We start from the raw sequence: 12816 nt of genomic DNA, 5'->3' as shown, positions 1-12816 counted from the left end.
TTCGAAAGAACACCGGATACGCGCGCCAAGCGAAGAGAACGCTGGGCACGAGAGACGACACAAGACAGTCAGCCGATATACATTGAAAGTTACGCCTGACGACCATAGCGAGCGTGAACCACCTGATCCCTTGCCGAACTCAGTAGTGAAACCGCTTAGCGCCGATGGTAGTGTGGGGTCTCCCCATGCGAGAGTAGGTCATCGTCAGGCACTTATTAAACGAAGAACCCAGCCCACCGGCTGGGTTTTTTGTGTGTGCGTAAGAAAAGGGTGGGGTCTCCCCATGCGAGAGTCCCGGAGCGCCGGCCGACGGATGGCCGCCCCAATCATCGTCAGGCACGTATTAAGAAAAGCCCCGAGCACACTGTGTTCGGGGCTTTTTGCTGTGCGTGAAAGAAACGGTGGGCGTCCAGACGAGCGTATTGTGAAACTCATCTGAGGTTACGCTTTGGAGTGTGATTGCCGTTATTAAAGCCATCAAGGGATAGTGGCAGCAATGTTTTTAACCTGAAAGAAGGCCTATGATGTAGAGACATCAAAGTCGTATCTTGCAAGGATAAAACGATGAATGTACAGCTGGTGAAAGCGTTATCGATAGCCGCCCTAAGCACTTTATTAGCGGGTGGCTTGGTAGCCTGCGATAATGATCAGGGCCCTGCAGAAGAAGCGGGTGAAAGCATTGATGAGAGTATGAACAACGCTGGCCAAAGCATCGAAGAAGCCGGTGAAAACATCCAAGATGCAGCCGAAGATTAATCGGCCATGCCAGCTGGCATAGCGCCATAAAAAACAGCCGCTAAGTAATTAGCGGCTGTTTTGCGTTCTGATGGTGAAAGGCGTTTAACCGGTATGCTTAGGCACTCGGGTTTTGCTCAATGCCTTGCAGGTACCAGGGCGCATCACTCTGCATGGTGCGGGTCAGGTGCCAGGTTTCATTGAAATCGGTCTGCTGATCGTTCTCCTCCAGAATGCCGTGAAAGATAACGGTCGCTTCGGCACGATCATCAAGTTCTGTGATATCACCAAGTTCGGCAAACAGGCGCACCACTTCAGTACGGTTATTGGCAGGCTGCTGGGCGCGCTCTTCGCGCAGCAGGTTGTAAAGCTCGGGCGTGACATACTCTTGAATAAGCGTGAAGTCGTTGTTATCCCAGGCCCGCTGAAGCGTCATAAAATGCTCTTTAGCGCCACTTAAGAAGCGCTCTTTATCAAACCATTCAGGCGCTGTGCCAAATTGACTGGAAGCGGCGCCCGATGATGTTGCGGTATTGATAGGCTGTGCAGGCGTGCGTTGCTGTGCGTGGCCCTGAGACGCAGTTGCCGGTCGTTGGGCGCGCATGGCACGAAGCGCTATGAAAGCCAGTGCAGCCACCCCAATGATCATGATGAAATCCATCAGGCGCAGGCCATCAAATGCACCGCCAAAAAATAGCGCGGCTAATAGCCCGCCGGCTAACATGCCACCCATCATGCCGCCCATGCCACCGCGGGATGCGGCAGCGCCTGCTGGAGCCTGTTGCGTGTTTTGAGCCTGCTGCGTTGCTGCAGGACGGTCAGCCGAGCGTGAAACGCTGCCCATGTTGCTACCACCGCCCATACGCCGCGCATCGGCGGATTCAATCGCCAAGCCAAAGCCTAGCGTGCTGACCAGCAGCATAATAAATAGTTGTCGTAGCATGGCGTGCTCCTTTTGAGTTGTAAGAGGCATTTATCAGAGTAAAGTTGTGAGGCGATATCTTAGCCTTTACGCTTAATTATTGCGTGAAAAAGTGCCTAAGACTTCTGGGTTAAAATAATAAGATGGAGAAGTAGTATGCGCCTATATCGAGAAAAGAGTCTGCTATTAATCGTCGATCTGCAGACAAGGCTTTTACCTGTGATTGACGGGAAACAGCAGGTAATAACTGAGGCGGGTTGGCTTGCCCAGGTAGCCGAGCGGCTCGACGTACCGGTATGGGTAACCGAGCAGTTACCTGAAAAACTGGGAGAAACGGCACCGACGCTACTCCAGCCGCTAACGGAATATCGCCGCTGGCAAAAACAGCACTTCAATGCCATGGAAGACGCCGCTTTTAGTCAGGCATTAAGCGCCAGTGCCAAACAGCAGATCGTGATATGTGGCACCGAGGCGCATATCTGTGTCTTGCAGACCGCGCTTGGCCTGCTGGAAGCGGGCTATCAGGTGTACTGGCTGAGTGAGGCAACGGCGAGTCGTCGGCGTGAAGAAGCTACGCTTGCACGTGAGCGGGCGTGTCATCAGGGGGCGGTATCTGTCTCCGCCGATATGGTGGCCTATGAGTGGCTTCGACAGTGCGATATCGACTTGTTTAAAGAGGCGCACCAGCAGTTTTTAAAACCGCGTTCGGCGCGCTCCCTGACGTTTTTCTAGGCGTTTTGTTAACGGGTTGAAGGGCTATGCCCGGTCGGCTTCACGGCGGGTAAATACCAGCGTGTCATTTTCTGAGGCGGCGGCGTCAAAGCGATAACCCGCTACGTTAAAGTCCTGCAAGGCGTCGGGCGTGTTGACCTGCCCGCGAATTATCCACGCACTCATCAGGCCACGCGCTTTCTTGGCGTAGAAGCTGATGATTTTAAAAGAGCCGTTTTTCTCATCCTTGAACACAGGCGTAATAATTCGTGCGTCAAGCTTCTTGGCATCCACCGCCTTGAAGTACTCGTTGGAGGCCAGGTTCACCAGTTCTTTTGAGCCGCTTGCCGCAATAGCTTCATCAAGCGCTTTCGTCAGCGTAGGCTTCCAGTAGGCGTAAAGATCCTTACCCGCATGATTGGCAAGCTTGGTACCCATTTCCAGCCGGTAGGCTTGAATCAAATCCAGCGGCCGGAGCAGTCCATATAAACCCGATAGAATGCGCAGATGCGTCTGGGCGAAGTGATTTTCCGTCTTGCTAAAAGTATCGGCTTCTAATCCCGTATAGACATCGCCCTGAAATGCTTGAGCGGCCGGCTTGGCATTATCCAGTGAAAAGGGCGGTTCCCACTCGGCAAAACGTGCTGCATTAAGACCGGCCAGTTTATCGCTGATGCCCATTAGTTCGCTGATCTGTTGAGGAGAGTAGTCGCGTAGAATATCAACCAACCCCTGGCTTTCGGTAAGAAAGTCGGGCTGGGTAACGTGATGGGTTGTCGAGGGTGTTTCAAAATCCAGCGTTTTGGCGGGTGAAATAACGCTCAGCATGAAGAGCTCCTGCGGCCGACATAAAATTTGATAAAAATAAGTGGCCAACAGTATACCAAGCCTCGGCGTTGGCCGAGGCTATCGCTTCAATAGTGCTTGTTTACGTCAGGGGCAGGGGTTGGACATGCGGCGGTGAATATCATCAATCGCTGTGAGTACTTCATCATCGAGCTTGAGGCTCTCGCTTGCCAGGTTGCTCTCCAACTGATCCATGGTGGTGGCGCCGATAATATTACTGGTCAGGAAGCTGCGCGAATTGACAAATGCCAGTGCCATTTGGGCTGGATCAAGCCCGTGCTCACGTGCCAGGTTAACGTAAGCCTGCGTGGCGGCTTCCGCCTCAGGCGAGGTGTAACGCTTGAAGCGCTCATAGAGCGTCAGGCGACCCTTTTCCGGCCAGGCACCCTCAAGGTACTTACCCGAAAGCACGCCAAACCCCAGCGGTGAGTAGGCCAGCAGGCCAACGTCTTCGCGATGGGCGATTTCCGCCAGACCCACTTCAAACGAGCGGTTAAGCAGGTTGTAAGGGTTCTGGACCGATGCTACGCGAGGCAGATCCATTTTTTCCGCCAGGTAAAGCGACCGCATCACACCCCAGGGCGTATCGTTGGATAGGCCAATCGAGCGCACTTTGCCCGCATCCACCAGTTCCTTAAGCGCGGAAAGAGTTTCTTCAAGGGGGGTCGCATCTTCGTCATCTTGATGCACGTAACCCAACTTACCGAAGAAGTTGGTATTGCGATCCGGCCAGTGAAGCTGATAAAGGTCGACATAGTCGGTCTGCAGGCGGCTAAGGCTTGCATCAATCGCCTGATGAATATGGGCGCGCGTCATGCGTGGGCCGCCCCGGATATGCTCAGGCCCTGGGCCAACGGCCTTGGTGGCGATAATGACATCATCACGCTCGCCGCGCTGTTTTAGCCAGCTGCCGATATACGATTCGGTCAAGCCTTGGGTGTCAGCTTTGGGCGGCACTGGGTACATCTCGGCGGTATCGATAAAATTGATACCAAAGGCGACGGCGCGATCCAACTGCTCATGGGCCTCCGCCTCGCTGTTTTGCTCGCCAAAGGTCATGGTTCCCAGGCAAAGTCGGCTGACCTCGATTCCCGTTCGGCCGAGTGGGCGCGTTTGCATTTTAATCTCCTCGTTAAGGCAGTAGAGCCACAGGATATGCGTTTATTGTGGTGGTTTATTACGGCGTGTGGGGGGCATGTTAGCGAGGCTATTTGAAAGCAGCAAATCAATGGGGTTGAGTCGTCGCAAAGGCAGGCGTATGCTTGCCAGCCCATCGACCGGCCAAACGCCGGTTTCTCGTAGGGTTGGCACTCAAATGCTGTAGTGAATGCTGATCAATGTTTTCAATAAATTGGCAGGGTGGTTTGCCATGCCGCAGGCATCATCGTTGTTTACTCGGCTAGAATTTCGCTTGGCCGAACGGCTATTTCAAAACCGTTGGCTGCTGCCGCGCTCTCCGCGCACCCAGCGTCTCACCATGCGTTTATTCAAACGTTGTGCTGATGCGGGGCATCCGGATGCGCTGTCTGTTTACGGGCATATGCTGTTTCACCGCAGTCTGTCGCCGCAGGACAAGGCGCGCGGCGCGCGATACGTGGTGGAAGCCGCCCAGTCTGGCGATGTAAAGTCGCAGTACCAGGTTGCCCAGATCTACGAGCACGGCTGCGTACAGTATCCGCGTCGCGAAGATTATGCGGTAACGTGGTACGCAAGAGCAGCGCAAGCAGGCCATTACTCTGCCGCTGAACGGCTGGCCCGCGCCTACCGCTTGGGTGAGCTTGGGTTGACGGCTGATGCGGCTCAGGCTGCCTACTGGCAGCGTTTGGCTGAACGCAAGCAGATTGCTAGCATAGCCGCTGCATAACGTGTCGCCGAGCGATGACCGTGTATCAGGATTGAATGAGGAAGTCAGTGTCCGAGACGCTACCTACTGTATTAGATATTGAAGCGTCCGGATTCGGGCGTGGCAGCTACCCGATAGAAGTTGGCATTGCACGTGCTGACGGAAGCTGCTGCGCGTTTCTTATTCAACCGCAGCAGGAGTGGACACACTGGGATCCCAAAGCCGAGCTGTTACACGGCATCTCGCGTGATCGGCTGCTTCAGGAAGGTTATCCGGTGCGCCAGGTGGCCCAATGGCTCAACGATGAGCTGAGCAGCCTGGGCAAGGCCTACAGCGACAGCTGGGGGTATGACAATACCTGGTTGTCACTGCTGTTCCATCATGCAGGCATGCTGCCGCGCTTTCGCCTGGAAGCACTGCGTATCCTTATGAGCGAAGAGCAACAGGCGCTGTGGAGCGACACAAAAGAAAGTGTCATTGGTGAAAGTGATATCAACCGCCACCGTGCCGGTGAAGACGCCCGCCTTTTGCAGCTTACCTATCAGCGTACCCGCCAACTGACCACACGCTAATCCTGCTGCGCTGATGCGTAGCGCCTTCCATTTAATACACCGCTATAGCTGAGCTTCCAGCGCGTCAAGCAGCGTCGTGGGCGTTTGCGCATCCTGCAGCATGTCGCGGGTGGGCTGGGCTAGGAAGCCGTGGCCCACGGTATTGTCCAGAAACGTCAGTAACGGCCCATAAAAATCGTCTGTGTTCAAAAGCCCCATGGGTTTCTCATGCAGGCCCAGGTAGCCCCAGGTCCAAATTTCAAACAGCTCTTCAAACGTACCGATACCGCCGGGCATGGCAATAAAGGCATCGGCATTAGCGGCCATGGTGGCTTTGCGCTCATGCATGTTGGCAACGCGGATAAGCTCAGTTAAGCCAAAGTGCGCCTGTTCACGCTCCACCAGATGATCGGGCATCACGCCAATCACTTGCCCCCCGGCAGCCAGCGCCGCGTTGGCCAGCTCACCCATCAAACCAAGACGTGCACCACCATAAACCAGGGTATGGCCGCGTTGTGCCAGCGCCGTGCCTAGTGCATTGGCAGCCTGACGAAACGCAGGACTATTGCCCTCACGCGAGCCGAGATAAACGCAGAATCGGGACATTGACTAAATTCCTTCTACCAATGAATCAAGGGTATTACGGCAAGTAGCGGTCTATCTGATGGTACTCGTCCATCCACTGACCGATCACATTGTTGCCACACAGATGATGGGCATACTGGGTATGCAGGCAGCGCACCTGTTGCCAGTTGCTGATGCCGCCCACGCCGCGCTCGGTTAGCACATCGGTGTATCCCAACCGGTCGATCTCGGCACGCTGGGCATCGCTCATGTAATCCCAGCGAGCTTTTACATAATCGCGATGGCTCTGCTGATAAGCTTCAAGAAACTCGGGCTCTTCCTGAAGGCGTTGTTCAAGGGACTTGATAACGCCTACGGCTTCGATACGTGAGATTTCCACTTTGAGTACATCAGAGCAGAGCCAGTAAAGCGTCGGAAAAGGTTTGCCATCTACAATGGGTGCCATGCGCAGCACCAGCGGCGTGCCTTCGCTGTCGGTGGCGGCAACGGCTTCAATACCGCGCGGTGCGCGGCCTAACTGCTGGGTAATAATCGCCAGCTGGCGCTCATCGGGCGCCTGGTTGGTGCGAATCACCATTGGGTTGGTCTCTCACGAACGGTCGTCTTGAACAAATTTATTGGAGCGGCCAACAGCACGGAAAAAGCAGCGATTAAGCTGCTCAGGGGAGGCCACATAGCACCACGTGTGTTCGCAGTACTCGGCGGCTCGCGCCATTAGCGCGTCATAAAGGCGGTTGAACGGGGCATCATAATCGTAAGGGTCTTCCCCAAACAAGCGGATATGCGGATAGTCTGCAAAACGTTCCATAAAGTAGCGCTCAAGGTCGGCTTCAACGGCGCGGTGCTGAGCGGTATTGTCAGGGTCTAGCCAGAGATTATAGCGAATGGCCATAAGATACTCCTGGTAGCCCCGGCCAGCGGGGCAGTGAGTCAGGCGGGCGCATCCTGTAGATGAGCTGACAGCGCATCGCGTAGCTCGCCTTCGATGGGAACGGCGCATTTCGCCTGATGGTCGTACCGCACCATGACGGTGTGGCCAAGGTTGGTCAGCTTGCCGTGCTGGCGTGCCTCCTGGGTAACCGTAAAAGAGCTGTTGCCCAAACGCGTCAAGTAGGTACGCAGTTCGATATCGTGACCGTAAAACAGTTCAGCACGATAGTCGACTTCCATGCGGGCCATGATCAAGCGCCACTGCTTGGGGTCAAGGTCTGGCGTAAACAGCTTGAACAGATCGTTTCGCGCCAGCTCGAACCAGGCGGGCAGGCGTGTATTGTTGATGTGGCCCAGCGCATCGGTATCGTAAAAAGCGGGCTCAATGGTACGGGTGAACATAGTCAGTGCCTTGTTATTGGTTGAGCGTTCAGAGTTGCCCCAAGCAAGCGCTTGGTCAAGTGATTTGCCCGTGGGCTACTCGTCGCTGAGCGAGCCAGCGCTGCGCCTGCATCCAGCCGATAAGCCACAACGTGGCCACTCCAAACCCCGCCAGTGTACCCAAGGCAAGCCCCCAGCTTTCATAGGTAAACGAAACGCACAGGGCATAGCACAGCAGTGAGCCAAGGCCCATCGGGTAGTGTTTGATGACCGTGGCGGTAGGCGCAGGCCCCTGGCTCAAGTGCAGGATCAGCAAGAAAGGCAGCATGGTGATCGGAAAGGCCGCCAGCGTTCCCGCCCAGGCGGAAGGCACCCAGTGGGCAAGGGTGGTGATGGCGAACACGATCAGCGTGGCCAGCAGGGCGCGTATACACAGCGCACCCCACGAAAAAGGCGCTCGAGTGGTAGCCCGGCTGTCCGGTATTCGTCGAAAAAGCCAGCTGAAGAAAACAATGGCGCAAAGCGTCACCAGCGTACCCGTAAGCCGGGTGAAATCGAACTGGGCCAGCACCAGGCTGACGCCAAACCAGGCGGTAAAGCCACCGGCGGTGCCAGCCAAAAGCCCCCGTAACCCAGGCCCGCGCCCGCATAGCCAATAGCCTGCCCCAAGCGCCATGGTGGCGGTAAAACCTGCCAACGTATGCACGGCGCTTTCGGCGGCGAATAGCGGCGAGATCTCAAGGCCGATAAAGAAAAGTGCCAGCGCCGTACCCAACGGATAGCCCGCTAAAAGTCCCGCCACCCGCGGGCTTACCCGTACTGCAATTACCCCCAGACCCAGCACCATGGCAACAGATACCATCCCTTTGGCAAGCTGCCAGCTAATCGGAACTTCCAGCATAAATGACTATCCTTATAATTGGTTAAATACTGTTTTAGTTATTTTGCAGCACCCTATCCAGGAGAGCAGAGTCGTCGTGGATGTTGCTTCCCCATCAGGGCATGCGCTTTCGCCCCCGCCAAGGCCCGAGCAGTGCGAGCTCTGCAAGCGAGCCGCGCCGTTGACCAAGCACCACCTGATTCCACGGGCGCTGCACAACAAGCCGCGCTATCGAAAGCGCTACTCAAGAGAAGAAAGGCTAACGGCGATTCTATGGTTATGCCATGCCTGTCACCGGCATATTCACAGGCTCTACAGCGAGCGCGAGCTGGCTGACCAGTTTGCCAGCCGCGAGGCGCTATTGGCGAACCAGGAAGTACGCCATTTCGTCGAATGGCTTTCCACAAAACCTGCGGGCTTCAAGCCCAAATCCCGACGCCCCAAGCGCTGATATTCAAGGCTTATACCAGGCGTAGCCCCTGCTGGTCGCGCCAGGCGGCCTCCAGTGCGTCCTGAAGCGGGGCTTTTAAATGCTCAGGCAGCCCGTCATGCGCGGCCTGAAGCGAATCAAACGAACGGTTGCGCAGCCAGCAGTAAGCCCAGGCGCAGGCTTCCGCGTTGCTTTGCGGTGTCGGCTTTGCGGGCATCTGGTTGAGCAGAAATACCGCCGTGCGCGGTGCCCACAGCGGCATATCGCCGGTCTGGATCTGGCTCCAGTGGGCAAGCGTTGCGCCATCGGGTGTGGCATCAGGCTCGCCCAGCTTGGCAACCCGTGCCGTCTCCGCCAATATGAGAGCCAACTGGTCAGCATCTGCCTGGCCAAGGGCCTGCCACTGCCGCAATAGCGCCGATAAGCCAGCGCGCATTTGAGTATAAAAGTCGTCTTGCGGCATGCTCGTTACCAACCCTTTATAAAAAGTGAGATGTGTTATGGCATTTGATTTTGCCACGCCTATCGAGAGACGCCACCCCGAAGGAGGCTTCTCGTCACAAAAATGGCATCGCTACCCTGGTGAGGTACTACCGCTTTGGGTCGCCGATATGGATTTTTGCTCGCCGCCTGCAGTGATCAAGGCACTTGAGGAGCGCGTGGCTCACGGCGTATACGGATACGGTGAAGTGCCTGCTACATTAACCCAAACACTGTGTGAATGGAGCGCGGCACACTACGATTGGGCCATCGACCCTGATTGGCAGCACTGGCTGCCAGGCGTAGTGCCAGCTCTTCACTTCGCAACACTGGCGTTAACCAAGCCAGGCGATGGGGTGTTGACGGTGGCGCCCATTTACCCGCCGTTCCTAGCCGTGGCCAAGCGGACCGGACGTTTGGCCCAGCAAGCCATGCTGGCCGATCCTCAGATGCCTGGTGAGCCATGGCAGCTGGATATCGAAGCAATCAAGGCGGCCATCACCCCACAAACGCGGCTGCTGCTCTGGTGCCATCCGCATAACCCCACGGGGCGGGTCTGGCGGCACGAAGAGCTTGCACCGCTGGCGGAGCTGATAGAAGAGCACGATCTGTGGGTCGTCTCGGACGAGCTCCACTGCGATTTGCTACTGGATGAAAACGCTCGGCATCAGCCGTTGGCAGCCATGTTTCCCCAGCTTGCCAAACGCACGATTACCCTTTGGGCACCTTCCAAGACCTTTAACCTGGCGGGACTAAGCAGCGCCTGTGCAGTTATTCCAGACCTTAAAGTGCGCCAGCGGTTTGCCGACGCCTGTAAAGGTCTGTTGCCGGATGTCAATGTGTTAGGGCTTGTTGCAGCCGAGGCCGCTTACCGTGACGGTGAGCCTTGGAGACAGGCGCTGCTTGAGGTCTTACGCCAGCATCGCGCCACGCTTGAAGCGCATGTGGCTAACTGGCCGGGAGTGCACTTGGCGGCACCAGAAGCGACCTATTTAGCATGGCTGGACATGCGCGAGGCAGGGCTAGGTGATACGCCCTATCAAACCCTTAAAGAACAGGCAGGGGTCGCGCTTTCCGACGGGGCAGCGTTTGGCTGCCCCGGCTTTTTACGGCTCAACTTCGGCACCACGGCGTCCCAGTTGGAAAACGCCCTGGCACGGATGGATAAGCTGCTCAAGAAAGACGCTTAGTAAAGCAGGGCAAACAGCTTACGACGATAGGCGACGGTCAGTGGATGATCGGCGCCTAGCGCATCAAACACCTGCAGCAATGTCTTGCGAGCCGCATCGTCGTTATAGGCGCGATCCTGTTTCATTAGCGTCAGCAGAGCTTCAAGCCCCGCGTCATACTGCCCGTCAGCCACCTGACGAAGTGCACGCTGGAACTGGGCTTCGCTGTCATTACGCTCGCCGAGTGCTGCTATGTCTTCCAAGGAAAGTGCGCGTTCACTGAATTCGATGCTGGCGCGTACGCCACGGGCCGCTGGCGCATCGCGCTCTTCCGGGGGCAGATTGTCGAGTACGCTACGCGCTTCGTCACTACGTCCTTCGGCCACCAGTGCGCGGGCAAGGGCTACCTGGTAGGCGTAGTACTCGGGGTATTGAGTGATCAGGCTCTGATAGATTTCACGAGCCGTTGCGGCATCGCCTTGCTCAAGGGCTGCTTCAGCCTGCTCCTCGGGGCTTTCCGGCGCCTCGGCAGGGGCTGGGAAATAACGCCCTAACCATTCGCGGACCTCTTTTTCGGGCAGTGCGCCTTGGAAATTGTCCACAAGGCCACCCTGGCTCACCAACTTGACGTCCGGCACTGCGCGAACGCCAAGCTGGGCAGAAATCTCCGGATTGGCTTCCACATTCAGCTTGCCAAGCAGGAAGGCACCCGCGTACTCAACCACCAGCTTTTCCAATACCGCCAATAGCGTGCTGCAGCTGCTGTCGGCAGGCGAGTAGCAGCCCAGCAATACCGGCACCTGCATCGAGGCTTCTAGCACCTGCTGAATATTGCCCGCATCCAGCTCAATGATTACCTCTTCAGGGCGAACTGGTGCGCGCTCGGCATTTGAGTCGGTTGCGGTAGTACTCCCGGTATCCGCTGTTAGCGGTTTACCTGAGCGGGGGTCAATAATCTGCATGGGTCGGCTCGGCATCCAAAAATGAAAAGACTGTTACTCATGATATGCAGGCAATCATTGCCATATTCAAGCCGCCCGCAGGGCGATTATAGAAGGTCAAAGGAAAGAGGGCTGTTTCGGGCGAGGGCGCACTATCGTACAGGCACAAAAAAGCCGCTACCTTTCGGTAACGGCTTTTTTATCGAAGATGGTAGCGGGGACCGGATTTGAACCGATGACCTTCGGGTTATGAGCCCGACGAGCTACCAGACTGCTCCACCCCGCATCAACGTGAGGCGTATTTTACGGATTTTTGACGCCAAGTCAACCCTTGGTAGAAAACTACTTTTCAGAGGCTGATATTCATCGTGCTGCAATATACAAAGAGTAAAGCTATGCTTTCAATAGTCATAATAAAAAGCTTACTGTCAGTAGGTCGCCTGACAATAAAAATGGCGGCGTACTGTTAGTGATACAAGCGCCTGGCGCTTATTCGAAATGGTTTGGCATGCCATAACAGTGCTTGCAGCCCAAGCCATTTGTCATATCAGGGAGGTAGTCAATGGCCAATCAAGTCCCCGTCGCCTGGGTAACTGGTGGAACTGGTGGTATCGGTACGGCAATTTGCCGTTCGCTGGCGGATGCGGGTTATTTGGTCGTGGCGGGGTATAACAATCCCGACAAGGCCAAGACCTGGCTGGAAACTCAGCAAGCCGATGGATATCAAAACATCACAACATTAGGGGTTGATCTATCAGACCATGCCACTTGCCTGGAAGCCGCTCGTGAGATCCAAGAAAAGCACGGGCCGGTCAGCGTCCTGGTTAACTGTGCGGGTATTACCCGCGATGGCACACTGAAAAAAATGGCCTACGAGCAGTGGTACGAGGTCATTGATACCAATCTTAACAGCGTCTTTAACACCTGCCGTAGCGTGATCGAGATGATGCTCGAAAATAGCTATGGTCGTATTATCAACATCTCTTCCATCAACGGCCGTAAAGGGCAGTTTGGTCAGGTTAACTACGCCGCTGCCAAAGCAGGCATGCACGGCTTGACCATGTCGCTGGCCCAGGAAACGGCCACCAAAGGCATTACGGTCAATACCGTCTCGCCGGGTTATATCGCCACCGACATGATCATGAAAATCCCCGAGCAGGTGCGCGAGGCCATTCGGGAAACGATTCCGGTAAAACGCTACGGAACACCGGAGGAAATTGGCCGACTGGTCACCTTCCTGGCCGATAAAGAATCCGGTTTTATCACCGGAGCGAATATCGATATCAATGGCGGACAATTCATGGGTTAGGCCTAGCTTGCCATTCATATCGATCCAGTATTTCCTCATAAGGGAAAACGCAAAACGGGAGGCTATCTGCCTCCCGTTACGTTATGCCGCCATAATCGCTTAT

The 12816-nt window shown here is 55.7% G+C and carries 17 protein-coding genes, 1 tRNA gene and 1 rRNA gene; 8 read left to right on the top strand and 11 right to left on the bottom strand.

What is annotated here, in order from left to right:
• Window positions 1-94 precede the first annotated feature (94 nt).
• A 5S ribosomal RNA gene (gene rrf, locus ELY25_RS08435) occupies window positions 95-210 on the top strand.
• Window positions 211-564: 354 nt separating this feature from the next.
• Window positions 565-756 (top strand): hypothetical protein, encoded by a 192-nt coding sequence (locus tag ELY25_RS08430; RefSeq protein ID WP_126950815.1) that lies wholly within the window; start codon window positions 565-567, stop codon window positions 754-756.
• Between the two features lie 97 nt (window positions 757-853).
• On the opposite strand, the gene ELY25_RS08425 is transcribed toward ELY25_RS08430, so the two are convergent.
• Window positions 854-1678 (bottom strand): Tim44 domain-containing protein, encoded by an 825-nt coding sequence (locus ELY25_RS08425; protein ID WP_126950814.1) that lies wholly within the window; start codon window positions 1676-1678, stop codon window positions 854-856.
• A 135-nt stretch (window positions 1679-1813) separates the two neighbouring features.
• Between ELY25_RS08425 and ELY25_RS08420 the strand changes: the two genes are divergently transcribed.
• On the top strand, window positions 1814-2389 hold the full coding sequence (locus tag ELY25_RS08420; protein ID WP_126950813.1) for an isochorismatase family protein: 576 nt from the start codon (window positions 1814-1816) through the stop codon (window positions 2387-2389).
• A gap of 24 nt (window positions 2390-2413) precedes the next feature.
• Here ELY25_RS08420 and yaaA read toward each other — a convergent pair whose 3' ends face one another.
• Window positions 2414-3196, bottom strand: coding sequence for a peroxide stress protein YaaA (yaaA, locus tag ELY25_RS08415; protein ID WP_126950812.1), 783 nt, complete (start codon window positions 3194-3196; stop codon window positions 2414-2416).
• 105 nt (window positions 3197-3301) lie between these two features.
• Window positions 3302-4333, bottom strand: coding sequence for an NADP(H)-dependent aldo-keto reductase (locus ELY25_RS08410; protein WP_126950811.1), 1032 nt, complete (start codon window positions 4331-4333; stop codon window positions 3302-3304).
• Window positions 4334-4583: 250 nt separating this feature from the next.
• On the opposite strand from ELY25_RS08410, the gene ELY25_RS08405 reads away from it, so the two are divergent.
• Window positions 4584-5078, top strand: coding sequence for a tetratricopeptide repeat protein (locus tag ELY25_RS08405; protein ID WP_126950844.1), 495 nt, complete (start codon window positions 4584-4586; stop codon window positions 5076-5078).
• 47 nt (window positions 5079-5125) lie between these two features.
• Window positions 5126-5629 carry a 3'-5' exonuclease family protein gene (locus ELY25_RS08400; RefSeq protein ID WP_126950810.1) on the top strand — a complete coding sequence of 168 codons (504 nt, stop codon included), beginning with the start codon at window positions 5126-5128 and terminating at the stop codon, window positions 5627-5629.
• Between the two features lie 42 nt (window positions 5630-5671).
• Here the strand turns inward: ELY25_RS08400 and ELY25_RS08395 are convergent, their stop codons facing one another.
• The 5 genes from ELY25_RS08395 to ELY25_RS08375 are packed head-to-tail and all read right to left on the bottom strand — an operon-like array spanning window position 5672 to window position 8405.
• Entirely contained in the window at window positions 5672-6214 is a 543-nt protein-coding gene (locus ELY25_RS08395; protein ID WP_126950809.1) for an LOG family protein, read from the bottom strand.
• Window positions 6215-6248: 34 nt separating this feature from the next.
• Window positions 6249-6770: a DUF501 domain-containing protein gene (locus ELY25_RS08390; RefSeq protein WP_126950808.1), complete on the bottom strand. Its 522-nt coding sequence runs from the start codon at window positions 6768-6770 to the stop codon at window positions 6249-6251.
• A 12-nt stretch (window positions 6771-6782) separates the two neighbouring features.
• The gene (locus ELY25_RS08385; protein WP_126950807.1) at window positions 6783-7085 is read right to left on the bottom strand and encodes a hypothetical protein; all 303 of its coding nucleotides are present in this window, start codon (window positions 7083-7085) and stop codon (window positions 6783-6785) included.
• Window positions 7086-7123: 38 nt separating this feature from the next.
• Window positions 7124-7525 (bottom strand): acyl-CoA thioesterase, encoded by a 402-nt coding sequence (locus tag ELY25_RS08380; RefSeq protein WP_126950806.1) that lies wholly within the window; start codon window positions 7523-7525, stop codon window positions 7124-7126.
• Between the two features lie 55 nt (window positions 7526-7580).
• The gene (locus ELY25_RS08375; protein WP_126950805.1) at window positions 7581-8405 is read right to left on the bottom strand and encodes a hypothetical protein; all 825 of its coding nucleotides are present in this window, start codon (window positions 8403-8405) and stop codon (window positions 7581-7583) included.
• Between the two features lie 76 nt (window positions 8406-8481).
• Here ELY25_RS08375 and ELY25_RS08370 point away from each other — a divergent pair, with 76 nt between their 5' ends.
• Window positions 8482-8835: a hypothetical protein gene (locus tag ELY25_RS08370; protein ID WP_126950804.1), complete on the top strand. Its 354-nt coding sequence runs from the start codon at window positions 8482-8484 to the stop codon at window positions 8833-8835.
• Between the two features lie 10 nt (window positions 8836-8845).
• Here the strand turns inward: ELY25_RS08370 and ELY25_RS08365 are convergent, their stop codons facing one another.
• On the bottom strand, window positions 8846-9277 hold the full coding sequence (locus tag ELY25_RS08365; protein ID WP_126950803.1) for a hypothetical protein: 432 nt from the start codon (window positions 9275-9277) through the stop codon (window positions 8846-8848).
• 37 nt (window positions 9278-9314) lie between these two features.
• Between ELY25_RS08365 and ELY25_RS08360 the strand changes: the two genes are divergently transcribed.
• Entirely contained in the window at window positions 9315-10484 is a 1170-nt protein-coding gene (locus ELY25_RS08360) for a MalY/PatB family protein (RefSeq protein WP_126950802.1), read from the top strand.
• Here the strand turns inward: ELY25_RS08360 and ELY25_RS08355 are convergent.
• Both ELY25_RS08355 and ELY25_RS08350 read right to left on the bottom strand, forming a co-directional pair.
• Complete coding sequence (locus tag ELY25_RS08355) at window positions 10481-11425, bottom strand: co-chaperone YbbN (RefSeq protein WP_126950801.1); 945 nt, start codon at window positions 11423-11425, stop codon at window positions 10481-10483. The genes ELY25_RS08360 and ELY25_RS08355 overlap by 4 nt on opposite strands.
• Before the next feature lie 188 nt (window positions 11426-11613).
• Window positions 11614-11690, bottom strand: a tRNA-Met gene (locus tag ELY25_RS08350).
• 276 nt (window positions 11691-11966) lie between these two features.
• On the opposite strand from ELY25_RS08350, the gene phbB reads away from it, so the two are divergent.
• Complete coding sequence (phbB, locus tag ELY25_RS08345) at window positions 11967-12713, top strand: acetoacetyl-CoA reductase (RefSeq protein WP_126950800.1); 747 nt, start codon at window positions 11967-11969, stop codon at window positions 12711-12713.
• Window positions 12714-12816 lie beyond the last annotated feature (103 nt).

It is taken from the genome of Vreelandella populi (genome assembly GCF_003989825.1).
Classification (GTDB): domain Bacteria; phylum Pseudomonadota; class Gammaproteobacteria; order Pseudomonadales; family Halomonadaceae; genus Vreelandella; species Vreelandella populi.
This window is presented reverse-complemented; position numbering and strand designations above follow the sequence as displayed.

What these genes read in the sequence shown, in the direction of transcription:
- ELY25_RS08425 (WP_126950814.1), bottom strand. Translation starts at nt 1,678, where the DNA reads ATGCTACGACAACTATTTATTATGCTGCTGGTCAGCACGCTAGGCTTT.
- ELY25_RS08405 (WP_126950844.1), top strand. Translation starts at nt 4,584, where the DNA reads ATGCCGCAGGCATCATCGTTGTTTACTCGGCTAGAATTTCGCTTGGCC.
- ELY25_RS08375 (WP_126950805.1), bottom strand. Translation starts at nt 8,405, where the DNA reads ATGCTGGAAGTTCCGATTAGCTGGCAGCTTGCCAAAGGGATGGTATCT.
- phbB (WP_126950800.1), top strand. Translation starts at nt 11,967, where the DNA reads ATGGCCAATCAAGTCCCCGTCGCCTGGGTAACTGGTGGAACTGGTGGT.
- ELY25_RS08420 (WP_126950813.1), top strand. Translation starts at nt 1,814, where the DNA reads ATGCGCCTATATCGAGAAAAGAGTCTGCTATTAATCGTCGATCTGCAG.
- ELY25_RS08390 (WP_126950808.1), bottom strand. Translation starts at nt 6,770, where the DNA reads ATGGTGATTCGCACCAACCAGGCGCCCGATGAGCGCCAGCTGGCGATT.
- ELY25_RS08380 (WP_126950806.1), bottom strand. Translation starts at nt 7,525, where the DNA reads ATGTTCACCCGTACCATTGAGCCCGCTTTTTACGATACCGATGCGCTG.
- ELY25_RS08365 (WP_126950803.1), bottom strand. Translation starts at nt 9,277, where the DNA reads ATGCCGCAAGACGACTTTTATACTCAAATGCGCGCTGGCTTATCGGCG.
- yaaA (WP_126950812.1), bottom strand. Translation starts at nt 3,196, where the DNA reads ATGCTGAGCGTTATTTCACCCGCCAAAACGCTGGATTTTGAAACACCC.
- ELY25_RS08410 (WP_126950811.1), bottom strand. Translation starts at nt 4,333, where the DNA reads ATGCAAACGCGCCCACTCGGCCGAACGGGAATCGAGGTCAGCCGACTT.
- ELY25_RS08395 (WP_126950809.1), bottom strand. Translation starts at nt 6,214, where the DNA reads ATGTCCCGATTCTGCGTTTATCTCGGCTCGCGTGAGGGCAATAGTCCT.
- ELY25_RS08355 (WP_126950801.1), bottom strand. Translation starts at nt 11,425, where the DNA reads ATGCAGATTATTGACCCCCGCTCAGGTAAACCGCTAACAGCGGATACC.
- ELY25_RS08430 (WP_126950815.1), top strand. Translation starts at nt 565, where the DNA reads ATGAATGTACAGCTGGTGAAAGCGTTATCGATAGCCGCCCTAAGCACT.
- ELY25_RS08385 (WP_126950807.1), bottom strand. Translation starts at nt 7,085, where the DNA reads ATGGCCATTCGCTATAATCTCTGGCTAGACCCTGACAATACCGCTCAG.
- ELY25_RS08360 (WP_126950802.1), top strand. Translation starts at nt 9,315, where the DNA reads ATGGCATTTGATTTTGCCACGCCTATCGAGAGACGCCACCCCGAAGGA.